This window comes from Reyranella sp. (genome assembly GCF_036558665.1).
GTDB lineage: Bacteria > Pseudomonadota > Alphaproteobacteria > Reyranellales > Reyranellaceae > Reyranella.
Genome location: NZ_DATBFE010000013.1, coordinates 144901 through 166378, shown reverse-complemented (window position 1 = coordinate 166378; position 21478 = coordinate 144901). Strand labels below are relative to the sequence as shown.

General features: G+C 63.3%; 21 protein-coding genes. 6 read left to right on the top strand and 15 right to left on the bottom strand.

The window, feature by feature from the left end:
• Nucleotides 1-581 precede the first annotated feature (581 nt).
• Together VH499_RS03230 and VH499_RS03225 are read left to right on the top strand one after the other, a co-directional pair.
• A complete protein-coding gene (locus tag VH499_RS03230; protein ID WP_332051244.1) occupies nucleotides 582-899 on the top strand; it encodes a hypothetical protein in 318 nt (105 codons plus the stop codon).
• A 137-nt stretch (nucleotides 900-1036) separates the two neighbouring features.
• On the top strand, nucleotides 1037-4096 hold the full coding sequence (locus VH499_RS03225; protein WP_332051243.1) for a glycosyltransferase: 3060 nt from the start codon (nucleotides 1037-1039) through the stop codon (nucleotides 4094-4096).
• Between the two features lies 1 nt (nucleotide 4097).
• On the opposite strand, the gene VH499_RS03220 is transcribed toward VH499_RS03225, so the two are convergent.
• A complete protein-coding gene (locus VH499_RS03220) occupies nucleotides 4098-5555 on the bottom strand; it encodes an FkbM family methyltransferase (protein WP_332051242.1) in 1458 nt (485 codons plus the stop codon).
• Nucleotides 5556-5771: 216 nt separating this feature from the next.
• On the opposite strand from VH499_RS03220, the gene VH499_RS03215 reads away from it, so the two are divergent.
• A complete protein-coding gene (locus VH499_RS03215; RefSeq protein ID WP_332051241.1) occupies nucleotides 5772-6629 on the top strand; it encodes a hypothetical protein in 858 nt (285 codons plus the stop codon).
• A gap of 12 nt (nucleotides 6630-6641) precedes the next feature.
• Here VH499_RS03215 and VH499_RS03210 read toward each other — a convergent pair whose 3' ends face one another.
• The 3 genes from VH499_RS03210 to VH499_RS03200 all read right to left on the bottom strand — a co-directional run bounded on the left by VH499_RS03210 (nucleotide 6642) and on the right by VH499_RS03200 (nucleotide 8319).
• Nucleotides 6642-7397, bottom strand: coding sequence for an FkbM family methyltransferase (locus VH499_RS03210; RefSeq protein ID WP_332051240.1), 756 nt, complete (start codon nucleotides 7395-7397; stop codon nucleotides 6642-6644).
• Between the two features lie 176 nt (nucleotides 7398-7573).
• Nucleotides 7574-7990, bottom strand: a complete 417-nt coding sequence (locus tag VH499_RS03205) for a hypothetical protein (RefSeq protein ID WP_332051239.1) — start codon at nucleotides 7988-7990, stop codon at nucleotides 7574-7576.
• Between the two features lie 77 nt (nucleotides 7991-8067).
• Nucleotides 8068-8319 (bottom strand): hypothetical protein, encoded by a 252-nt coding sequence (locus tag VH499_RS03200; protein ID WP_332051238.1) that lies wholly within the window; start codon nucleotides 8317-8319, stop codon nucleotides 8068-8070.
• 65 nt (nucleotides 8320-8384) lie between these two features.
• Here VH499_RS03200 and VH499_RS03195 point away from each other — a divergent pair, with 65 nt between their 5' ends.
• Nucleotides 8385-8729, top strand: a complete 345-nt coding sequence (locus tag VH499_RS03195) for a hypothetical protein (protein WP_332051237.1) — start codon at nucleotides 8385-8387, stop codon at nucleotides 8727-8729.
• Between the two features lie 21 nt (nucleotides 8730-8750).
• Here the strand turns inward: VH499_RS03195 and VH499_RS03190 are convergent, their stop codons facing one another.
• Nucleotides 8751-10037 carry an MFS transporter gene (locus VH499_RS03190; RefSeq protein WP_332051236.1) on the bottom strand — a complete coding sequence of 429 codons (1287 nt, stop codon included), beginning with the start codon at nucleotides 10035-10037 and terminating at the stop codon, nucleotides 8751-8753.
• A gap of 208 nt (nucleotides 10038-10245) precedes the next feature.
• On the opposite strand from VH499_RS03190, the gene VH499_RS03185 reads away from it, so the two are divergent.
• Nucleotides 10246-11463, top strand: coding sequence for an ABC transporter substrate-binding protein (locus VH499_RS03185; protein WP_332051235.1), 1218 nt, complete (start codon nucleotides 10246-10248; stop codon nucleotides 11461-11463).
• A 17-nt stretch (nucleotides 11464-11480) separates the two neighbouring features.
• On the opposite strand, the gene VH499_RS03180 is transcribed toward VH499_RS03185, so the two are convergent.
• Both VH499_RS03180 and VH499_RS03175 read right to left on the bottom strand, forming a co-directional pair.
• Nucleotides 11481-12533, bottom strand: coding sequence for a VPS10 domain-containing protein (locus VH499_RS03180; protein WP_332051234.1), 1053 nt, complete (start codon nucleotides 12531-12533; stop codon nucleotides 11481-11483).
• A 17-nt stretch (nucleotides 12534-12550) separates the two neighbouring features.
• Nucleotides 12551-13765: an ABC transporter substrate-binding protein gene (locus VH499_RS03175; protein ID WP_332051233.1), complete on the bottom strand. Its 1215-nt coding sequence runs from the start codon at nucleotides 13763-13765 to the stop codon at nucleotides 12551-12553.
• A gap of 77 nt (nucleotides 13766-13842) precedes the next feature.
• Between VH499_RS03175 and VH499_RS03170 the strand changes: the two genes are divergently transcribed.
• Nucleotides 13843-14583 (top strand): dienelactone hydrolase family protein, encoded by a 741-nt coding sequence (locus VH499_RS03170; protein WP_332051232.1) that lies wholly within the window; start codon nucleotides 13843-13845, stop codon nucleotides 14581-14583.
• A gap of 14 nt (nucleotides 14584-14597) precedes the next feature.
• Here VH499_RS03170 and VH499_RS03165 read toward each other — a convergent pair whose 3' ends face one another.
• The 8 genes from VH499_RS03165 to VH499_RS03130 form a co-directional block, all read right to left on the bottom strand.
• Nucleotides 14598-15098: a VOC family protein gene (locus VH499_RS03165; protein ID WP_332051231.1), complete on the bottom strand. Its 501-nt coding sequence runs from the start codon at nucleotides 15096-15098 to the stop codon at nucleotides 14598-14600.
• A 12-nt stretch (nucleotides 15099-15110) separates the two neighbouring features.
• A complete protein-coding gene (locus tag VH499_RS03160; RefSeq protein ID WP_332051230.1) occupies nucleotides 15111-15785 on the bottom strand; it encodes a glutathione S-transferase family protein in 675 nt (224 codons plus the stop codon).
• 139 nt (nucleotides 15786-15924) lie between these two features.
• Nucleotides 15925-17106: an MFS transporter gene (locus VH499_RS03155; protein ID WP_332051229.1), complete on the bottom strand. Its 1182-nt coding sequence runs from the start codon at nucleotides 17104-17106 to the stop codon at nucleotides 15925-15927.
• Between the two features lie 18 nt (nucleotides 17107-17124).
• Nucleotides 17125-18042 carry a CoA ester lyase gene (locus VH499_RS03150; RefSeq protein WP_332051228.1) on the bottom strand — a complete coding sequence of 306 codons (918 nt, stop codon included), beginning with the start codon at nucleotides 18040-18042 and terminating at the stop codon, nucleotides 17125-17127.
• A 10-nt stretch (nucleotides 18043-18052) separates the two neighbouring features.
• Entirely contained in the window at nucleotides 18053-19273 is a 1221-nt protein-coding gene (locus tag VH499_RS03145) for a CoA transferase (RefSeq protein ID WP_332051227.1), read from the bottom strand.
• Nucleotides 19274-19340: 67 nt separating this feature from the next.
• A complete protein-coding gene (locus VH499_RS03140) occupies nucleotides 19341-19820 on the bottom strand; it encodes a MaoC family dehydratase (RefSeq protein WP_332051226.1) in 480 nt (159 codons plus the stop codon).
• A complete protein-coding gene (locus VH499_RS03135; protein WP_332051225.1) occupies nucleotides 19820-20980 on the bottom strand; it encodes an acyl-CoA dehydrogenase family protein in 1161 nt (386 codons plus the stop codon). Before VH499_RS03135 ends, VH499_RS03140 begins: the two co-directional genes overlap by 1 nt.
• On the bottom strand, nucleotides 20980-21468 hold the full coding sequence (locus VH499_RS03130) for a MaoC family dehydratase (protein ID WP_332051224.1): 489 nt from the start codon (nucleotides 21466-21468) through the stop codon (nucleotides 20980-20982). The genes VH499_RS03135 and VH499_RS03130 overlap by 1 nt, the downstream gene beginning before the upstream one ends.
• Nucleotides 21469-21478 lie beyond the last annotated feature (10 nt).

The window sequence follows — 21478 nt, the reverse complement described above, 5'->3', positions numbered from 1 at the left end:
CCGGAGCTACCGGTAGCACTGGGGCCACTGGCGCCACGGGAGCAACAGGCGCAACCGGTCGGACTGGAGCGACCGGTGCCACTGGAGCAACAGGTGCCACCGGGGCACCAGGTGCAACTGGCCGGACTGGAGCGACAGGAGCTACCGGCGCCACTGGAGCGACCGGTGCAACTGGGGCCACGGGTGCGACTGGCTCGACAGGTGCAACCGGAGCCACGGGTGCTACCGGCTCGACCGGGGTTACTGGAGCAACAGGTGCGACCGGAGCCACTGGCGCGACCGGCGCTACTGGAGCCACTGGCGCTACGGGTGCAACCGGCGCGACTGGAGCAACTGGGGCAACTGGGGCAACTGGGGCAACAGGTGCCACTGGCAGCACTGGTGCAACGGGAGCCACCGGCTCGACCGGAGCCACCGGGGCGACTGGTGCGACCGGAGCGACGGGTGCAACCGGAGCCACGGGCTCGACCGGCTCAACGGGAGCCACCGGCGCCACCGGCGACCCGGATGATTGCGACGACCGCCATCGCCATCATCACCACCACGATCGCCACCATCACCACCACGACAAGTGGGACAAGGTGGGGATCCACGAGGACGATGTCCGCCACGGCAACGGCCCGCTGTCCTTCCTCCAGGGAGCGCAGGGCGGCAACGGCCACACGGCGGGCACGGACAACGTCAACGCGCCCGATCCGAGGCAGCTCCTGGCCGACCTCGGCGCGTGGTCGGGCCTGCAGCCGAAGGACTTCCCCTTCGGCGGCAACCCGAACATGCCGAAGAAGGACGGGGTGGGCGGTCTGCCCGACCCGCACGGCTCGAAGGTCGAAGGCGGCCTGGCGTTCGACGATCCGCACGGCCCGCAGACGATCGACAAGATCTTCAAGCCGCACGGCTAGCCGACCCGAGCCACCGGGAGCGCGATTTCGCAGGAAGTCGCGCTCCCCGGCGGCATCCGGCGGGACGCTGCTGCAGGACTATCGATCCCGGATCCCGCGGCGGTCACGCCCGCGGGATCGTCGCGTCAGGGCCGCGCTTGCTCTCCCGCCGGTCGAGGCGCATCGGCGTCGGCGGGTGTATGTCTTCAGCCTGTCGTGAAGGTGGTCCGGCTGTCGGAAGGGCACCCCAAGATGTCACAACACCCCGCCCGGCTGGCTGGGCCATCCTCTTGCCGTCCGGCCGCGCGGCGGCCAATGCAGGGATGCCGATGACGAACAAGCTCTGCCTGAACATGATCGTGAAGAACGAGGCGCCGGTCATTCGCCGCTGCCTCGCCTCGGTGCTGCCGATCATCGACTATTGGGTGATCGTCGATACCGGCTCGAGCGACGGCACGCAGGAGATCATCCGCGAGTTCTTCCGCGACAAGGGGGTGCCGGGACAACTGTACGAGAAGCCGTGGAAGGATTTCGCCCACAACCGCTCGGAAGCGCTGGCCCTGGCGCGGCCGCACGCCGACTACACCTTCATCATCGACGCCGACGATGCGATGGAACTGCCGGAGGGCTACCGGCTGCCCGAGCTCACCGCCGATTCCTACAGCCTGGACATCGATTTCGCGAACATCCGGTATCATCGGACGCAGCTCGTCCGCAACAGCCTGGCCTGGTATTGGCGCGGCGTGCTGCACGAGTTTCTGGAATGCAAGGAGGCGCGCGATTCCGGACATCTCCCGATCCTGATGCGCTGCAATCACGATGGAGCGCGGCGCCGTGATCCCGAGACCTATGTGAAGGACGGAGCGCTGCTCAAGTCCGCCCTGCTCACCGAGACCGATCCCTTCCTGATCTCACGCTACTCCTTCTATCTGGCACAGAGCTATCGGGATTGCGGCGAGAAGGAAAGGGCGCTGGAGATGTACCTGGCGCGCGCCAGGCTGGGCTTCTGGCAGGAGGAGGTCTTCGTCGCCCTCTACGAAGCCGCGAAGCTCATGGAGGCGCTGGAACGTCCCGAACAGGAGGTCATCGATGCCTACCTGCGGGCGGCGGCCGCGCAACCGTGCCGGACCGAGGCGCTGCATGGCGCGAGTCGGTTCTGCCGATACAAGGGTCGCAACCAGGAAGGATACGAGATCGCCAGGCGCGGGATCGACATTCCGCAGCCGGGCGGATTGTTCGTCGAGCCGTGGATCTATGAATACGGCCTGCTGGACGAGTTCGCCGTCAATGGCTATTGGGCCGGGCACTACAAGGAATCCCTGGACGCAAGCCTCAGGATTCTGACGGAGGGCAAGGTCTCTGGCGAGACCATGAAGCGAATCGTCGAGAACGCCCGTTTTGCCAGCGAAAGGCTTCCCGGTGTGCCGCGATTGGGCAAGTTGGGTGAGCAAGGTTTCACGGCACAGCATCCGATTGGCGAGGTTCGATCCCTGCGCACCCGCCTCGACAAGCCGCCCCGCGTTCTCCTGGCCATCCTGGCCAAGCAGAAGGAACCTTCCTTGCCTCTCTACCTCGAGTGCGTCGAGGCGCTCGACTATCCGAAATCGTCGATCTTCCTGTACGTCCGGACGAACAACAACACCGACTCGACCGAGCATATCCTGCGCGACTGGATCGACAGGGTCGGCCATCTCTATGCCGGTGTGGAGTTCGACACGACGAATGTCGCCGACAAGGTGGAGCAGTTCGGGGTCCACGAATGGAACCCGACACGCTTTCGCGTCCTGGCGCAGATCCGCAATATCAGCCTGCGGAAGGCCTTGGACAGAGCGTGCGACTTCTATTTCGTCGCCGATGTCGACAACTTCATACGACCCTGCACGCTTCGCGAACTGGTCGCGCTCAACCTGCCGATCGTCGCGCCGTTCCTGAGGTCAATCAGCCCCAATGCGCGTTATTCCAACTATCACGCGGAAATCGACGCCAATGGCTACTACCAGCATTGCGACCAGTATGACTGGATCGTCCATCGCTGGGTACGTGGCATCGTGGAGGTTCCGGTCGTTCATACGACCTATCTGATGCGTGCCGACGTCCTTGGCGAATTGACCTACGAAGATGACAGCCACCGGTACGAATACGTCATCCTGTCGGATGTCGCTCGCAAAAGAGCGATTCCACAATACCTCGACAACCGTCAGGTCTATGGCTACGTCACCTTCGACAAGGGTGCCGATCTACATGTGCCAGAAGGCATAGAAGAGGCCCGGAAGCTGCTTGGCGCTGAACTTTCGCGAGTGCAACCAGCCCACGATCCGGTGAAGTTTCCCGAGGTCTTCATCATCAATCTGGACTCCAGGAAGGATCGGTGGGAGCGCATTTCGGAGGCGTGCGATCGCTTGCATCTACCCTATACGAGGATATCGGCGATCAAGGACGAGTCCGGCTGGATCGGCTGCGGCAGATCCCACATGAAATGCATTTCCCTGGCGAAGGAGAAGCGGCTTCCCTGGATAATCATCATGGAAGACGACTGTGAGTTTACAGCCGCCGGTATCGAACGTCTCAAGGAGCTGTTGCCGCATCTATGGGCAACACGTTCCAAATGGGAAAGATTCAGCGGAGGACCGCACTTTGGGACTGCGGCCCAGGATCTGGAGCTCGAACTCTATGACCAGGATTATCACCTTTTCTATCATCGGGGATTCGCGTGTCATTTCGACCTGATACATGAAGGAGCGTACGATTCGATCTTGAAATGGGACCCCGAGTCCTGCCGGGAGATCGATACTTTTTATCGAAATGCGGCCACGACATCAGACCACGTGATCAGGTCAATATGTACTTATCCGCACATCGCTAGGCAGGGAACCTCGGCATCCGACATCAACCAGGCCACGGCGGATTGGATGCCGGGACTGGCGCGATATGCCGAGAACAAGCTGCTCGAAAAGATAGAACAATCGGAAGTTGACGAAAACGAAGTCGTTGAGCTGAAGGCACGACATCCTCATTGGAATGGAATCTTGCAACTCTCCAAAAATGGAAATGTTGTCCGCCACAAGGGAACCAAAGGCTATGGCAGGTTCAACTCGACGAACGGAGTCTTGACGGTCGATTGGTACCGATATCCTTCCGAGGAGTATGTGCGGAGGGGCGACACTTATGTCTTGAAAGAACTTCAGAGTGCGGCCCCTGCTGAGAAAACACCAACATGACCTACGTCGGGTTGAGGCCATCCAATTCGATCCGATTGGAGCTTTGCGTATGGTCGTGAATGACTAGCGGCGGGATGCAGACGAAGGCCTGCGTGGACCCATAGACCGAGCACATCGTGCAGTCGATTCCAACATCATCTATCACGACCCCCGCACCGGGAAATTCGATGAGACGTTTCTTCAAAGGCAAACAGTGCCGCAGCAACAACGCGGCGCCTTTCGCTGAAATGGAATAGGCAAAAGCGCCGAACATGTGGGCGAGGCGGTGAGGCGATCGCGCAAATCTGTGCGATTGAAAGCCGAGGACGTTGTTTCCTTCAAATCGCCGATTGTAGAACTCCAATTTGGCATGGGCGACTCCAAGATCCAGCCAGGCGAAGAGGGGGCTAAAGGTAAAACCCCATTGAACAATATCCCAATCGGACGGCAGCTCCTCCTGAATGCGACCAGCCTCGGCGTGGAAATCAAACGAGCAGACCACGTCGTCTTCGAAGACGGTCACCGGTCGGCTTTCGGAGACGGCCTTCCTCCACAAAGCGATGTGCGACAGCGCGGTTCCCAAAGAACCGGGTCCATAAGGAAGATCATCGCTGATGATACCTTCTTCGACCAATGCCAGCCGATTTACGGACGAGCCGTCGACAGCCGATACGCGCACCACGCTTCGGAGATGCGGGTTGTGCCTGGAGAACCTTTCCAATCGATCCGTGCTGCCGTCCAGATTGATCAGATGGATGTCACCCAGACATCCGGGCGCGGCGGAAGCGGGCGAGATCCGGCCAGTGTTCTCGGCTTTGGGGCAGTTCAAAGCAGGGCGGGCATCGTGGCTTTCCAGAGCCTCGATGGGCACGATCATCCAATTCTCGTACAGCGAGCGCCGCTGTCTGCGGACCGTGAGATAGCCGTGTTGATTGACCCAGGTCTCGAAAGCCTGAGCATGCTGGTCGCTCACCTCGATGAAGAGACGAGGACGCCACTTTGCGATGGTTCCGGCGAGGCCGCGCAGAACCTCCATCTCCAGTCCATCAACATCGAGCTTGATGAAGTCGACCCGGCGATCCAACAGGATCTCATCTCCCGGCACGAGCCCTTGCGCATGTGCGCGCTTGTCGTAAAGACCCTTGCCGAGATGCGACAGGTCGACCAGCCGGTCCAGGCCGTTCAGGGCCACGTTGGTTCTCAGGATTTCAATGGCCGGCGGATTGGGTTCGATGACAATGGCCTGCGTCAGGGGAAGGAACTTGCAAGCGTAGATCGTGTGATTGCCGACATTTGCTCCGATGTCGACGAAGACGCCGCCGCGCGGGAAGAACTCCTTGATGACGGCAAGTTCCTCGTCTTCGTAGAACTTCCCTTCCGCGTGATGGCGCTGGATCTCGTCGTTCTTGTTGTTCACAAAGAAGTAGATCTTCTTGCCGGCCACGATCCCGGACGAGACGCTTCCGTCGATGCTTGTCATCTGCCGGCCCTTCCGAATCTCCCCTGGGCATCGGTCGGTTGTGCGGCCGTCCCCCCACCAGGCGTCGGCCCGCTCCCTTGTTCCGGTTGATGCCAGTTTCACCTATACACGGCTGCGGAGAGCCCAAGAATGACCAAAATGGCTTGAGGGCGGTGACTTTTGCTGGACAAGCGGAGTGCGGCAGTGGAACCCGAATCCGTCGACCGGATGCCATCAGTGGTCGATAGACGGAGCCTTCTGGCAATAGCGAGCGTTCTCGGCCTGTGTGCCTTCCGTCCGACCCGTCGCGCCTATGCCCGGCCAGCCCTCGCGGCGGAGTCGCTGGCCGATGTACCTCTGGAACTTGGCGGCGACTGGGGCCGATCGCTGCCGGGCTCGGCGCGTCTTGTCATCCTGAGGATGCGCGCGGTCTGCCTTTATGGCGTCCGGCTCCTGTCTGACCGGCAGCCCGGGCGGTTGCGTGTCGACAATCATACCTCTGGCCTGCCTCACATCTGGCTGCATGATGACCAACCCACCACCGCCTGGATCGTGGTCGATATCGGCGAGCGGGACTGGTGCAAGCTCGCCTACCAGTTCGGGCACGAGCTCGGCCACGTGCTGTGCAACAGTTGGATGCGCTCGGCGAGCCCCAGCCCGCCGTCGCAATGGCTGGAGGAGGCCATGGTGGAGGCCTTCTCGATCCGCGGCCTCGGCCTTCTCGCGGCAAGCTGGGAGAAGGCGCCGCCGTTTGCCGGCGACAACGCCTTCGCCGTCTCCATCCGGCAATATCGACAGGATCTCGTCACCAAATACACCTCGCCCGATCGCGACATGGCCGCATGGTTTCGCGCCAACCGCGCCGCCCTCGAAACAGGCCAGCGGGGCACCGAAGGCGTCGCGGTCCTCAACATCCTGCCGGTGCTCGAAGGCGAGCCGGGCTGTGTCGAGGACCTGGGCGCCGTCAATCGCTGGCCGGAGCGGACACACGTGGGAGCCGAGGATTATCTCACGAAGTGGCAGAAGAGCTGCGCCGAGATAGGCGCTTCCGGCAAATTGCCCGCGCGCCTGCGCGAGCGGCTGGGCCTCGCCTGAGCCGCGGGAGGGTCACGCGCCGTCCCACCGCCGGTCGCGGCGCAGCGGCGAATCCTGCGGAACGAATAGCACGTCGAGTTGGGCCGTGGCGCCGTCGAGCGGGCGGCGCGTGATGCCGACGATGTCGGCCACCACGAAGCCGTGGTCGTGCATGAAGCGCACCACGTCGTGCACCTCGGGGCCGTCCTTGAGGCTCGCTATGGTGCTGGTCTCGACGATCACGGCGTCGAGGCTCGCGAGCCGGCCGGTCATGCCCTCGAGCACCATCAGCTCGGCGCCCTGCACGTCGATCTTGCACAGCGACGGCCGCGCGATCTCGCCGATCAGGGAGTCGAACCGCCGCATCGGCACGCGGTCGTGGCGCACGATCTCGCGCTCGCCCACGTCTTCCAGCAGGGTCGCGCCCTGGATGTCCTGGCGGATCTCGATCTCGGCGTCGCCGTCGCGATGGCCGAGGGCGACGGGATGGACGTCGCAGCGGAGTCGCCGCCGGAGCTGCCGCATGTAGTGCAGCGATTCTCTCGTCGGATCGATCAGGTGATAGTGCGCGTCGGGGAAGGCCCGGTAGAGCTCGTAGGTGCCGTAGGCGACGCCGATGTCGAACACCGTGCTGGGGTGGAAGCCGTACTGCTCGAGGACGCGAAACGAGCGCTGCCACGAAGGGGCGGCCGTGCGCCCGGGAATGTAACAGAGGTAGGGTCGCAGGAGATTCTTGAGCCGCGAACCGACTCTGGTCTTCGCGACCTCTTCCTTTATCGCACCGATCATTCCTTCTCCGTTGGCCTTCGGTTGGGGGCGCCTGAGCCTGTCCGGTGACCGGAGATAAGCCGGCGTCGCGCGCGGCGTCACCCCTCGTCATGTGATCATACGGTGATCCGGAATTTGCATGTACACTGGCGCGAAAAACTCGTCATCGCGCCGCGTGCAGGCGGATCAGTGATCGCTCACTTCATTGCCGCCAAGGCTTCCACGATGGGGCGATTGCTTACGCCAATTGCACCAATACCCGGGTAGTCCAGATCGATGGTCATCCAAAGAGCGATCGCAAGGACGGTGCCGTAAACACAATCGAGCAGGGAGAACCGGCGGCCGACGCGGCCGTTGCCGAAGCCCAAGAGGGCAATGCCGATCGCCGCCGTTCCCAGGAGCACTGCCATGATCGGAAGAGGCAGATGTCTTCTCGCCAGCGCAAGATGCGTCGAATGCAGATCAATGATCTCGTTGATCGACGGCAAAACGACCACCATCACCGGAGCGCGGTCCCGAGTGCCCTTGATCGCGGCTTCCCACATTCGCTCGTGCAAGCCATTTACCTTGGCGAGCAGCGGCTCGATCTGATCGCGCCTTTCCCCACTCAGCAATTGAACTCTGTCGCCAGCATACTCTCTCAGCGCGGCCTTCAGTTCGCTGCGTTGGGGTTCGGCAATGGTATCGGCTCTCAGATAGGCAGTCCCGAGTGCATCGCCTCCTTCACGATAATGTCGAGGCGGTCGATGAAGCGCGATGCGGCTCCTGAAAATGCGAAGCCGACCAAGAAAGCAACCAAAGCGCCGGTCGATGTCCGGACCAGGCCTACTTGTCGGTCGAACGGCTCATCAGGCGAGCGGGCCAATGAACCCAGCCAGAAACCGAGCTCGTGGGCGGCCACAACTCCGCCGATGAGCCCCAAAGCAATCAGTAGCTCAGTCATCTGCGGTTCTCTAAGCGGTGATCTGCAATTTGCATGTATACTGGCGCGGCAGAGAGGAACAGTCGATGAAACGTCGGAGAATGTCTTGCGGGGTCGCGGTCGTGTTTCTTGCTCTCTCTGCCTGCGCCAGCAAGGGCACGCTCGACAGGTCGAGCGTCGAGACGGTGCGCGTCGAGGGGCGACTGTTCGAGGTGCGAATCGCGCCGACCGAGGCCGACGACGAATACAGCATGATGATCGTGCGGGCGACGCTGGTCATCGAGCCCGATCCCGCGCGCGAACGCGAGCGTGCCTGGAACGTCGCCCGGCCGTTCATGGAGCGGACCTGCAAGGGGCGGCCCTACAAGGTCCTGGAGGATCGCCTCGTCGACCGCGTCAACCTCTACACGCGGTTCCGGTGCGGCGGTTGAACGCCGCACCGGATCGCCAGCTCAATCGGCGGCCTTGAAGACCTCGATGTCGGCGGTGAACTGCTTGCCCCGGGTCTCGGGGCTGAGCGCGATCGAGATCACGACGACCACGAGCGAGGCGATGGTGCTGATCATCATCGGCATGGCGAAGCCCATGCCGCGCTCGACCGCGAAGTAGCTGATCAGCGGCGCGATCAGGCCGCCCCAGATCGCGCCCTGGTGATAGACGAAGCCGGCCGCCGTCGCCCGCACCTCGGTCGGGAAGCGCTCGGTGAGGTAGCTCGGGTTCTGGCCGTAGATCGAGCCGCCCAACATGCCCTGGAGGATGAAGGCCAGGATCACGATCGTCGGGTTCTGGGTGTAGAGGTAGAGCGGCGTCACGAAGATGGCGATGATCGCCGGTGTCGCGATCGCCGCCCGCCGTCCGTACCTGTCGGACACCGCGCCCCAGATGACGCTGCCGAGCAGAACCACGATATTGGCCCAGAACAGCGGCGTCGCCACCATGAGCGGCGTCCACTGCATCTCCTTCTGCAGGTAGGTCGAGAACAGCGCATAGATCGAGTAGTAGACGCAGAACGAGGCGGCCATCCAGACGATGCCGGTCAGCGTGTTGAACAGGTATTTCGGCTTGAAGATGGTGAATAGCGGCAGCTTCACTTCCTGCTGTTCCGCCGTCTGCTTTTGCTTGTTCTCGGCCCACACCGGCGGTTCCTTGACGTAGAAGCGGATCCACACGACGGTGAGCGCCGGCAGGATGCCGATCCACAGGAGGCCACGCCAGCCGATGCTGTCGTAGAGGAAGCCGTAGGCCAGCGAGGAGAGCGCGAAGCCGATGCCCCACGAGCCCTGCAGGAAGCCGCTCATGAAGCCGCGCGAGCGCGCCGGCCAGGACTCCATGGCGAGCGCGGCACCGGCCGGCCATTCCGCTCCCATGCCGATACCGAGCAGGGCACGGAAGATGAAGAGGAAGGCGAAGGTGGGCGAGAAGCCGGCGATGAAGTTGCAGATCGAGTACCACAGGATGGAGATCATCAGGGGCTTCTTGCGCCCCATGCGGTCGGCCAGCCAGCCCGATCCCGTGGCGCCGAGGAGGCGCAACCACAGCGTGATCGTGAAGACGAACGTGACCTCGGTGAGGGGCACGCCGAATTCCTTGCTGATCGGCAGCATGATCAGCAGGAAGATCGTGAAGTCGAACGCGTCCAGCGTCCAACCGAGCCAGGCGGCAACGTAGGCGTACCACTGGTCTTTGGTGGGTTCCTTCCACCACGGCACTGACGAGGGTGAAGCGACAGACGCGGACATCGGCTAAACCTCCCCGGTTGCAGCAGGTTTACGCGAAACGACTCCGGACGCTGGGCTGATGGGCGGCGATTGTCCGGTGGCGGGGCGGCGCTGGCAATGGCTTGTTGGCTCAGGCGAGCTGAATTTCTACCCGCTGTTCACACCCCGAGGCGGCTGTGTAAGCTCGCCGCCATGGGAACCGCCAGAGTTTCCGTTAGGGAGTCAATTCATGAGCATCAATCGACGCAGATTTGTCGGCGGCGCATCGGCCGCCCTGGCTGCTACCGCGACGCCCTCGCGTGCGCAGAAGAAGTACGATGACGGGGCCTCCGACAGCGAGATCAAGATCGGGCACACTTGTCCGTACAGCGGTCCGGCTTCCGCCTATGGCGTGAACGGCAAGGCGGTCGCGGCCTACTGGGACATGATCAACGACCAGGGCGGCATCAACGGCCGCAAGATCAAGTTCATCACTCTCGACGACGGCTATTCCCCGCCCAAGACCGTCGAGTGCATCCGCCAGCTCGTCGAACAGGACAAGGTCCTGTGCACCGAGAACACGCTCGGCACCGCCTGCAATACCGCGATCCACAAGTACATGAACCAGAGGAAGGTGCCGCACCTCTTCGTGGCCACCGGCGCGTCGAAGTGGGGCGACCCCAAGCACTTCCCGTGGACCATGGGCTTCACGCCCGACTATCACACCGAAGGCGAGATCTACGCCAAGCATATCCTGAGCACGGTCAAGGATGCCCGCATCGGTGTCCTGATGCAGAACGACGACTATGGCAAGGACTACTGGGAGGGGTTCAAGGCCGGGCTGGGCAAGGAGATCGGCCGCGTCGTCAAGCATGTGACCTACGAGATCAACGAACCGACGGTCGATTCACAGGTGATCCAGCTCAAGGGCGCGGACGCCAACGTCTTCTTCAATATCGCCACGCCGAAATTCGCCGCCCAGGCGATGCGCAAGGTGGTGGACCTCGGCTGGAAGCCGATCCAGTACGTGAACAACGTCTCGGCAAGCGTCGGTTCGGTCATGAAGCCCGCCGGGTTCGACAACGTCCAGGGCATCATGACGGCGATGTACCTGATGGACCCGACCGATCCGAGATGGGCGGACCATCCCGACCTCGCGGCCTTCAAGGCATGGATGGCGAAGTACCATCCGACCGCGCATCTTGCCGATCTCGGCAATGTCAGCGGCTACACCGTCTCCTTCCTCATGGCCGAGACGTTGCGGCGCTGTGGCGACGAGCTGACGCGCGCCAACGTCATGAAGCAGGCCACGAGCTTCCAAAAGTTCCGCGTGCCCATGCTGCTTCCCGGCATCACCGTCTCGACCAGCGCGACCGACTACTATCCGATCCAGGCCGTGCAGCTCGCCCGCTTCAAGGGCCAGACCTGGGACCTGTTCGGCGAGATCCTGGAGGCGGAGAGCGCGTAGTCGTCGCGCGCGCGGCTTCAGCCGCAGGCGATCGAGTAGATGTGCTGGACCTCGCCGGGCAGGGGCATCGACTGCCAGCTCCTGCCGCCGTCCTGCGTGCCGAACACCTCGCCGTCGTAGCGCGCCCCGATATAGACCTGGTTCGGGTCGGTCTGGTGCAGGCCGATCGACATGATCGTGCCGTGCACCTGCACCTTGTCGAAGCGCTGCCAGCTCTGCCCGCCGTCCTGGCTGCGGTAGAGCCCGCCGTCGTGACTGGAGGCGGCGACCGAGAGGGCGGCATAAAGCGTGTTCGGCTCGGCGGGCGAGGCCTTCACGTCACGTCCATAGGTGACGGGCGAGAAGCGCTTCATCTCCATGTCCTGCCAGGTCCGGCCCTTGTCGGCGGTGCGGAACAGGCCCATGCGCAGCGCCACGATGGCGGTGTCCGGGGCGGCCGGATTGATCGCCACCGCATGCCCGTCGAGCATGCCCTCGGCGGTCGTGTCGCTCACGATCTTGCTTTTGAGGTGCGGCAGCTCCGCGAGCTTGATCAGGCCCGCGCTGCAGTCGGCCCAGGTCTTGCCGCCGTCTTCGCTGCGCATCACGCCGTTGATCTCGAGCGCGGCATAGATCTCGTCGGGCTTCTTCGGGTTCTGGGCCAGACGCATCACCCGCGAGGCGAAAGGGCCCTTGCAATGCGCGGCGATCTGCGGCGTCGCGAGCTTGCGCCAGCCCGCGCCGCCGTCGTCGCTGCGATAGACGTCGATCGGCGAGGCGCCCGCCAGCATTCTTCGCGGATCGCGGCAGTCGACCATGAAGCTCCAGACCTGCTTTCCGGCGTCGGGGAAGCCGGTGCGCGTGAAGGTGGCGCCGCGATCGGTGCTGCGCCACACGCCGTCGCTGGTGCCGGCGAACACGGTCTCGGGATTGTCCGGGTGCACGAAGATGGTGAACGCCTCGACGTCGCCGAGCACGTGCTTCCAGTCGCCGCCTTTGGCGGCGCGCCGGAACACGCCGACCTTGCCGGTGTGATCGGGTTTGCCGAAATAGCCGGCGACGCCGGCATAGACGTTCGACGCTTCGGCCATGGCAAACCCTCCTTTGCCTAGTTCGTCTTGACCAACGGGCAGCCGCCCTGACCGAGCGGCCGGAACGCTTCCTCGGCCGGAATCTTGGCCAGCAGCTTGTAATAGTCCCACGGGCCTTTCGATTCGGACGGCGCCTTCACCTCGAAGAGGTACATGTCGTGCATGTTGCGGCCGTCGGCGCGGATGTAGCTGGGGCCGAAGACCGGATCGTCCCATTTCTCGGACTTGAACCTGGCCATCACCGTTTCCGCCTTGTCCGTCCCGGTTTCCTTGACGACCTGCAGGTAGCGCAGCGCCGCGGAGTAGAAGCCGGCCTGCACCATGGTCGGCATGCGGCCCTTGTACTTCTCGGCAAAGCGCTTGGCGAAGGCGCGTGTCTTGTCGTTGAGGTCCCAGTAGTAGGCGCCGGTCAGCCGCAGGCCCTGGGCACGGTCGAGCCCCAGCGAATGGACGTCGGATATGAACACGAGAAGGCCGGCGAGCTTCTGGCCGCCCTTGACGATGCCGAACTCGGCCGCCTGCTTGATGGCGTTGATGGTGTCGCCGCCGGCATTGGCCAGCCCGATGATCTGCGCCTTCGACCCCTGGGCTTGCAGCAGGTAGGAGGAGAAGTCGCTGGTGTTGATCGGCGCCTTCACGCCGCCCAGAACTGTGCCACCCGCCTTCTTGACGACGTCGCTCACGTCGCGCTCGAGCGCGTGGCCGAAGGCATAGTCGGCGGTGATGAAGAACCAGGTCTTGCCGCCGGCCTTGACGATGGCCGAGCCCGTGCCGTTGGCAAGCGCCGCGGTGTCGTACACCCAATGCACCGTATAGGGGTTGCACAGCTTGCCGGTGATATCGGAGGAGGCGGGGTCGGGCGCGAGATACACCCGCTTCTTCTCGTTCGCCACGTTCATGGTGGCGATGGATGACGATGAGGCGCCGGACCCGAGGATCACGTCGACATTCTCGTCGCCATACCACCGCCCCGCCATGGTGGCGGCGACGTCGGCCTTGTTCTGGATATCGCCGGAGATCAGCTCGATCTTCTTGCCGAGCACTTTGCCGCCGAAGTCGTCGATGGCCATCTGCGTGGCGACCACTGCGCCCTGGCCGTTGATGTCGGAATACAGGCTTGCCATGTCGGTGCCGACGCCGATCTTCACCATATCGTTGCTGAGCTGCGCCATGGCGGGCGCCGCCCAGCCGGCCAGCACGCACGCCGCCGACCAAAGCAGAACACGTCTCATTCGTTTCACTCCCAACGGCTCTGTTGTACTTTTGAAGCCGCGCGGATGCTGCCATAGACGCAGGTGAGGGGAAAGCGATGATCGAGACGGTCACGGACGTCGCCACGAAGGATGGCAGGATTGAAACCTTCGTCTGCCATCCGGAACGCGGAGGACCCCATCCGCCGGTGTTGTTCCTCATGGACGCACCCGGAATCCGCGAAGAGCTCCATGACATGGCGCGCCGCCTTGCGACCGTCGGCTACTACGTTCTGCTGCCCAACCTTTACTATCGCGCCGGCAGGGACACCAAATACGGACCGGATGTTTTGCAGAACGGCAGTGCCGAGCATCAGCGCATGCGGGCGGTACGGACCAAGATGACGATTCCTCCGGTCATGGATGACGTCGCCGCGCTGATCGCCTTCGCCGACGGACAGACGGCGGCGACGAACGGGCGCGTCGGCGTCCATGGCTACTGCATGAGCGGACCCTATGCGCTGGCTGCTGCGGCGCGCTATCCCGACCGCATCGCCGCAGCAGCTTCGTTCTACGGCACGTGGATCGTGAGCGATGCGGTCGAGAGCCCGCATCTCAATCTCGCGAAGGCGAAGGGCGAGCTCTACATCTCCTGCGCCGAGCACGACGATCTCGCGCCGCCGGCGATGGTCCACGAGCTCAAGGGGCTGTTCGACAAATCAGGCAACTCCGGCGAGCTCGAGATCTGCGCCGGAGTCCATCATGGTTTCGCCTTCCCGCAACGCTGGTGCTACGACAAGGCCGCGGCGGAGCGGCACTGGGAGCGGCTGATCGCACTCTACCGCCGCCGGCTCGGCTGAGCGGTCGCCGAGCGTCACGCGGCCTTCTTGCTGCCCTTGCTCGCCTGCCAGTCGTTCAGGATCTCGCGCGACCGGTTCTTGCTCGGATCCATGGCGCTCTCCTTGCCGGGCACCTTGGCGGCAAGCTCGATGACATAGCCGTTGGGGTCGCGAAAGTAGATCGAACGGATGAACTTGTGATCCGAGGGGCCGCGCACCTCATGCCCCGCGGCACGCCCCTTCGCCAGCATCTTGTCGATGGCGGCGGGCTCGACCTCGAGTGCGATGTGCAGGTCGAAGTCGTGCTGTTCCTTGAACTCGAACGGCATGTCGGGTGCTTCGAAGAAGGCGAGACAGGAACCGTCGTCGAGCCGGTAGAAGGAATGCAGCACGCCGGCGCCGGTACCGCGACCGGTCATCGTCGTTTCGATCTTGAAGGCATTGACCAGCGGCAGGCCGAGGAAATCCTCGTAGAACTTGCGGGTCTCCTCCGAATCGCGGCAGCGATAGGCGTTGTGATGCAGGCCCTTGATCATGGGACGCTCCTTTCAGATGGCCTGCCAGGGCTGTCCCTTGGTCGAGGCGCAGAAACCGGTGAAGGTCTCGTAGATCTTCGGATAGTTCGGCCCGGCTTTGAAGGTGTCGAGCCAGCGCTTGATATTGGGATAGGCGGAGAAATCGCAATGGATCAGTTCGCCTGCGGTGGTGATCGCGGCGCCGAAATAGTCGGCGATGGTGATCTGGTCACCGCATAGATACTTCTTGCCGGCGCCAAGCCAGTGGTCGTTCAGCACCTGCAGCCAAGCCTTGGACTTCTCCTTGCCCCAGGCGACCACCGCCTCCTGCACCTTGGCGTCCTCGCGCTTCAGATTCGGGAAGAGCTGCGGATAGATGAGGCCATACCCCCAGTCGCGATAGAAGTTGGAATTGAACCAGTCCATCACCTCGTTGACCTTGGCTCTCTGCTTGAGATCCTTCGGATAGGCCGGCGAGCCGATCTTGTCGGCGAGATAGCGCAGGATGGCGGCGCTTTCGGTCAGCCGGAAGCCGTCGTCATCGAGCAGCGGGATCAAGTGATTGGGGTTGAGCTTGCTGTACGTCGGTTCGTAGTGCTGGCCCTTCAGGATGTCGACCACTTCCATGTCGACCTTGATGTCGTTGTCGGCGATGAACTGCATCACCGGACGGCACGTCGTGGATATCGGATGCATGTAGAGCTTCATGGCGGACCCTCCCTTGGCTGAATACCGACGCCCAACCGCGCCGGCCACTGCTTTTGGGGGCAAGGGTGATCCTTTCGATCCCGCGCCGCCAGAGAGCGAACTACAAAAAATCGTGTTGCGGCGCCGAAAGCCGTTCCCGTCAGGCCGGGAGCACGCCGCGCCGCGCCACGGCGATTTGCCAGACGGCCGCGATCAGCACGCATGCCGACACCGCGAAGAATGCGGCGCGGTAGCTCGCCTGGGACGCGATGAGGGCGAACAGTGGCGGCCCGAAGATGGCGCCGGAGAAGGCAAGGGCGGTCTGCACGGCCGCGACGGCCGCGGCCTCGCCGGGTGGCGAAAGATGCGCGAATTCGGCCTGCGAGGTGCCGTTCCAACTGATGACGACCGCGCCGTATCCGACCACCGCCAGAGCCGTCAGCCAGAAAGGCGTGTGCGACGTCAGCAGGCCGACGGCGATGCTGCCCGCCGTCATGCCGACTCCGGTCCATCCCAGGAGCTGCATGCGCGGAAGGCGGTCGCCCACGCCGCCGCTCACCAGCCGGACCGCGGTGCCGAAGAGCTGCGAGACCGAAAGGAGAGCTCCGGCGCGCGCGATCGAGAGGCCGCAGTTCTCGTAAAGGTAAGTCACCAGATAGAACGTGAAGGTATGCTGTGCGATCACGTAGACGAAGGCCGAGATGCCCAGCACCCGCAATTGTCCGTGTCCCATCACGAAGCGGATCGAGCGCCAGATGGTGGAACGCGGCCCGCTGCCGACGGCAATCACATCGAGACGCGGCCGCAGCGGCTCGACCAGCAGCGCCGCCGCGAGCGCCGCTGCGGCGGCGACGAGACTGGCGCCGCGCCAGCCGACCCATCCCAGCAGAAACGGGAAGATCACGCCTGCCAGGGCAAAGCCGATCGGCACGCCGGTCTGCTTCAGCGAGAACACCGTGCCGAAATATTCCCGTGGCACCCGCTGCGTGAGGATATGCGCGGAAGCAGGATTGAGCGGGCCCTGCGCGGCGCCGATGAAGATGACGGCCGCGACGGTCGCGCCCACCGCCGCCATCGCATTGAGTGCGAGCCCGATCGCGGCCATCAGAAGCGCGGCCTGGCAGACGCGCACCGCGCCCAGGCGAAGAATGGGTGTGGCCGCTGCCAACGCCATGACCGTCGCAACAGCGTAGATGATGGCGGTGAAGATGCCGACCAGCTTGGGATCGATCGCGAGATCCTTCGCCACGGCCGGCATCATGACGCTGAGCGACAACACGCTGATCGAGATCATCACCTGGATCGCCAGCATCGAGGCGACGGGAATCAACATGCGCTTCATCGCCCGCGGCCCGCAGGCCTACATGCCGTAAAGATCGGCCTTGTTGAGGACGGTGTTGCGCAGGATCCGGATCGAGGCCACGTCGACCATCACCCCGTCGACATTGATCGCCCCAAGTCCCTTGGCCTCGGCTTCGGCGTAGGCCTTCTCGAGCTTTCTAGCTCGCGCGACGTCGTCCGCCTTGGGTGAATAGACGTCGAGCGCGACCTCGATCTGGGAGGGGTGGATGGCCCACTTGCCGACGCAGCCCAGGATCATCGACCGCTGGCATTCTTCGCGATAGGCGTCGGGATTGCGGAAGTCGGCGAAAGGTCCATCGACGGGATCAATGCCGGCGGCACGGCAGGCCATCACCAGACGGAAGCGGGCATAGTGCCAGATGTCGCCGGGATAGCCGCCGGTCTCGCCGACATTCTTGTTGGTGACACCCATCGAGGCGGAGAAGTCGCCCATGCCGAACACCAGGCATTCGAGCCGCGGCGTGCACCTGGCGATGGCGTCGACATTCTGCATGCCCTCGACCTCCTCGATCAGCGCTTCGAGGCCAATGCGGCGCTTCAACTTCAGTTTCCTCTCGAGCTGATGCAGGAGCTTGTCGGCGAACAGAACGTCGTCCGTCGTCATGACCTTGGTCATCATGATCGTGTCGAGATGCTCGCCTGCGCCCTCGACCACCTCGATGATGTCCTCGAAGGCATACTCGGTCGTAAGGTCATTAATGCGGACGCAGCGGGTCTTCTTGCCCCAGTTCAGAGACTTCAGTCCCTCGACGATCTTCTTGCGCGCATCGCGCTTCTGGCTGGGGGCGACCGCATCCTCGAGGTCGAGAAAGACATGATCGGCTTTCGACTCGGCCGCCTTCTGGATCATCTTCTCGCTGGAGCCGGGCGTCGAAAGCTGGACGCGGCGGGCACGGCGCGGCGGTCGGTCGGTCATGGTCCTCTCCTCAGGCAACGATCTTGGCGGCGCGCAGGCGGGCAATCTCCGCCGCGCTGCAGCCGATCGATTTCAGATACTCGTCCGTATGCTCGCCGAGCAAGGGGGCCCGGTGGCGCACGCGACCCGGCGTCTCCGTCATCTTGATGGCGACACCTGCGACGGCCGTTTGCTGCGCGACACCTGGATGGGGCACCCGCACGACCATGTCGCGCACAGCAAAGTGTGGATCGGCGAAGATGTCGCTTACATCATTGACCGGGGCGAACGGCACTTGGCCGCCGAAATGCTTCAGTAGTTCCCGCTTGGTGTGGCGTCGGGTGAAGTCCGAGATGGCGGCGATGATCTCGTCCTGATGGGCGCGGCGGTCCTGGACCGTCGCGAACCGCGGGTCGGCGCCCAATTCCGGCCGGCCGATCAGGCGGCACAGGATGGGCCAGTGCGTGTCGGCATGGGCGGCGATGGTGATGAAGCCGTCCCCGGCGGGAAACATGCCGAACGGACAGAGCAGGGGATGATGATTGCCCTCCGGCGCTGGCACGCCGCCCGTGTAGGCATGCTGGTGCACGATGCGTTCGCACATCGACAGGATGGCATCGACCATGCCGACATCGACGAACTGTCCCTTGCCGGTCTTGTGGGCGCGGAAGATGGCGCTCACGAGGCCGACCGCGCACATCGTGGCAGGCATCAGATCGCCGATGCCGGGGCCGACCTTCAACGGCGTGTCCTTGTCCGGGCCTGTGATCGCCATCACCCCGCCGAACGCCTGCGCCACGACATCGTATGCGGGCCAGTCGGTGTAGGGACTGGCACCGGTGCGACGATCACCGAAGCCGCGAATGGTGGCATAGACCAGTCGAGGGTTCTCTCCTTGCAGCGTTTCGTAGCTGATGCCGAGCCGCTCCATCACGCCGCCGCGATAGTTCTCGACCACGGCGTCGGCATCCTTGCACAGGCGCTTCACGAGATCGCGACCCTCTGGACGCTTGAGGTCGATCGCGATCGACTTCTTGTTGCGGTTGACCGAGGCGAAATAACCGCCGAACGCCTTGAGCCGATCGTCGGCATGGTAGGGACCGACGATGCGGGTGTGGTCGCCGTCGAGCGGCTCGACCTTGACGATTTCCGCGCCCTGGTCCGCCAGCAGCATGGTGCAGTAAGGCCCGGCCAGCATCTGCGTGAGATCTATGATCTTTACGCCATCGAGGGCACCGAGGACCTCTGTCACCGGAGTGCGCCGCTGCGGTGGCTCATCATGTGAGCGGCACTCGAGGCGCGCGCTTCCCTGAGGAAGGTCACTGGTCGCCCCAATGGCTGCGCCGCTTGATCAGCACCGTGCGCTCGCCCTCGAAGACGTGCTTGTCGTCCTGGTTCACGCCGTAGTGCCTGAAGCGCACGATGCCGGCGTCGGGCTGGCCGGCCTCCTTCTTCTCGAGGACCTCGGTATAGCAATAGAGCGTGTCGCCGTGATGGACGGGCCCCTTCAGCCGGATCCTGTCCATGCCGAGCTCCATCAAGGCATTCTCGGCGGTATCCTCGGCGGCAAGGCCGACGCACATCGAGATGGTGACGCCGCCGAAGCCCAGTCTCTGGCCCCAGTTGCTCGACTTCATCAGATGATCGTTGAAGTGGCCTTCGGCGGTATTCATGGTGATGTTGGTGATCCAGACCTGCTCCAGCGGCTCGATCGTCTTGCCGCGGGCGTGCTTCATCACATCGCCGACCTTGAAGTCCTCGAAGTAGTTGTGCCGGCCGGTGAGGGCGGAGACCTTCATCAGTTCTTCCCTCGGCCCAGCAGGCGGTCGGAGATGATCCGCTTCTGGATCTCCGATGTGCCCTCGAAGATCTTGGTGAGGCGTGCGTCGCGCCAGTGACGCTCGACCGCGTGCAGGGTGGTATAGCCGGCGCCGCCATGGACCTGCAGACCTTCGCTGCACACATGCTCGGCCATCTCCGAGGCGAAGAGCTTGGCCATGGAGGCTTCCTTGTCGCAACGCTGGCCGGTGTCGATCTGCTCGCAGACGAAGTAGTTGAGCTGACGCGCCGCCTCGATCTGGGTCGCCATGTCCGCAATCTTGAAGCGGATGGCCTGGAAGTCGGAGATCGACCGCCCGAACTGCTTGCGATCGTTGGCGTATTGGATCGAGTCGTCGAGTGCGCCTTGTGCCAGGCCGATGGCGCGGGCGGCGGTATGGGCGCGCGCCGTCTCGAGCCCCGACGTCGCGTAGTAGAAGGCATGGCCTTCCTCGCCGATCATGCTGGAAGCGTCGACGCGGAAATTGTCGAAGGCGAGTTCCCAGGTCTTCCAGCCGAAATAGCCGATCTTGGGAATCGGCGCGCCGCTGCAGCCCGACGGCAGCTCACCGCGCTTCTTCTCGACGAAGAACATGGAAAGGCCCATGTGCCGCTTGCCGGGCGGCGCGTCGGAGGTTCTTGCGATGATGATCAGGAAATCCGCGCCGTCGGCGAAGGTGCACCAGTACTTGTTACCGCTGATCAGATAGCTCTCACCATCCTTCTTCGCGCGGCAACTGATATTCGAGATGTCCGAGCCGGCGTTCGGCTCCGACATCGAGAAAGCCCCCAAGAACTCGCCTTTGGCCATGCGCGGCAGGTAACGGCCGCGCTGCTCCTCGCTCATCATGTGCGAGCCGATCAACAGATTGCCACGGGCGATCAGCGATGCGACGCTCATCCATCCGCGCGACAACTCCTCGGTGACGAGGCAGTACTCGAAGCATCCCAGCCCCAGCCCACCGTACTGCTCGGGAACCAGGATGCCGAAATAGCCGAGCTCGGCCATCTTGTCGCGCAGGCTCATGGGAATATCGCCGCGCTCGGGATCGAGCTTGTTGGCCACCGGCAGCACTTCGTTCAACGTGAACTCGCGCGCCTGCTCCTGGATCATGCGGCGCTCTTCGGTGATGTACGGCATTACTGTGAATTCCTCTGGCGAACGAGATTGGTGCGCTTGAAGTCGATAGCGAGTTCCTCGCGCTGATTGAAGCCCTTGGTGTGCCAGGTGACGATGCCGAACCCCTTGTGGGAGTCCGAGACGCGGCGGTCGAGTACGACGGATTCGGCGCGGAGAGTGTCGCCGGGATAGACGGGCTGACGGTAGGCGAGCTCGTTGACGCCGAGGAACGGCCCGCCGCCTTCGCTCAAATCCTCGACGGTCATGCCGAACACCGTCGTGAAGACGAGCAGCGGATTTGCCACCAGCCCGGGATGGCCGTGCGCCCGGGCGTAGGCCGCGTTGAAGTAGTGCGGATTGAAATGGAGAGTCAGGGTGGAGAAGAGAGTGCTTTCCGCTTCGGTGATCGTGCGTCCCCAGTGATGCCTGAAGACCCGGCCGATCTCGAAATCCTCATAGCGATTTCCCTTGGGGACCAGCCGGGCGCGCGTTCTGAAATCCTCCGACATCCGTTCCCCA

Coding starts and splice junctions, on each gene's coding strand:
- VH499_RS03210 (WP_332051240.1), bottom strand. CDS start 7,397: ATGATCGGTGCGATAAAGGAAGAGGTCGCGAAGACCAGAGTCGGTTCG.
- VH499_RS03150 (WP_332051228.1), bottom strand. CDS start 18,042: ATGACCGACCGACCGCCGCGCCGTGCCCGCCGCGTCCAGCTTTCGACG.
- VH499_RS03135 (WP_332051225.1), bottom strand. CDS start 20,980: ATGCCGTACATCACCGAAGAGCGCCGCATGATCCAGGAGCAGGCGCGC.
- VH499_RS03180 (WP_332051234.1), bottom strand. CDS start 12,533: ATGGCCGAAGCGTCGAACGTCTATGCCGGCGTCGCCGGCTATTTCGGC.
- VH499_RS03175 (WP_332051233.1), bottom strand. CDS start 13,765: ATGAGACGTGTTCTGCTTTGGTCGGCGGCGTGCGTGCTGGCCGGCTGG.
- VH499_RS03190 (WP_332051236.1), bottom strand. CDS start 10,037: ATGTCCGCGTCTGTCGCTTCACCCTCGTCAGTGCCGTGGTGGAAGGAA.
- VH499_RS03160 (WP_332051230.1), bottom strand. CDS start 15,785: ATGAAGCTCTACATGCATCCGATATCCACGACGTGCCGTCCGGTGATG.
- VH499_RS03140 (WP_332051226.1), bottom strand. CDS start 19,820: ATGAAGGTCTCCGCCCTCACCGGCCGGCACAACTACTTCGAGGACTTC.
- VH499_RS03185 (WP_332051235.1), top strand. CDS start 10,246: ATGAGCATCAATCGACGCAGATTTGTCGGCGGCGCATCGGCCGCCCTG.
- VH499_RS03200 (WP_332051238.1), bottom strand. CDS start 8,319: ATGACTGAGCTACTGATTGCTTTGGGGCTCATCGGCGGAGTTGTGGCC.
- VH499_RS03195 (WP_332051237.1), top strand. CDS start 8,385: ATGAAACGTCGGAGAATGTCTTGCGGGGTCGCGGTCGTGTTTCTTGCT.
- VH499_RS03155 (WP_332051229.1), bottom strand. CDS start 17,106: ATGAAGCGCATGTTGATTCCCGTCGCCTCGATGCTGGCGATCCAGGTG.
- VH499_RS03220 (WP_332051242.1), bottom strand. CDS start 5,555: ATGACAAGCATCGACGGAAGCGTCTCGTCCGGGATCGTGGCCGGCAAG.
- VH499_RS03130 (WP_332051224.1), bottom strand. CDS start 21,468: ATGTCGGAGGATTTCAGAACGCGCGCCCGGCTGGTCCCCAAGGGAAAT.
- VH499_RS03170 (WP_332051232.1), top strand. CDS start 13,843: ATGATCGAGACGGTCACGGACGTCGCCACGAAGGATGGCAGGATTGAA.
- VH499_RS03165 (WP_332051231.1), bottom strand. CDS start 15,098: ATGATCAAGGGCCTGCATCACAACGCCTATCGCTGCCGCGATTCGGAG.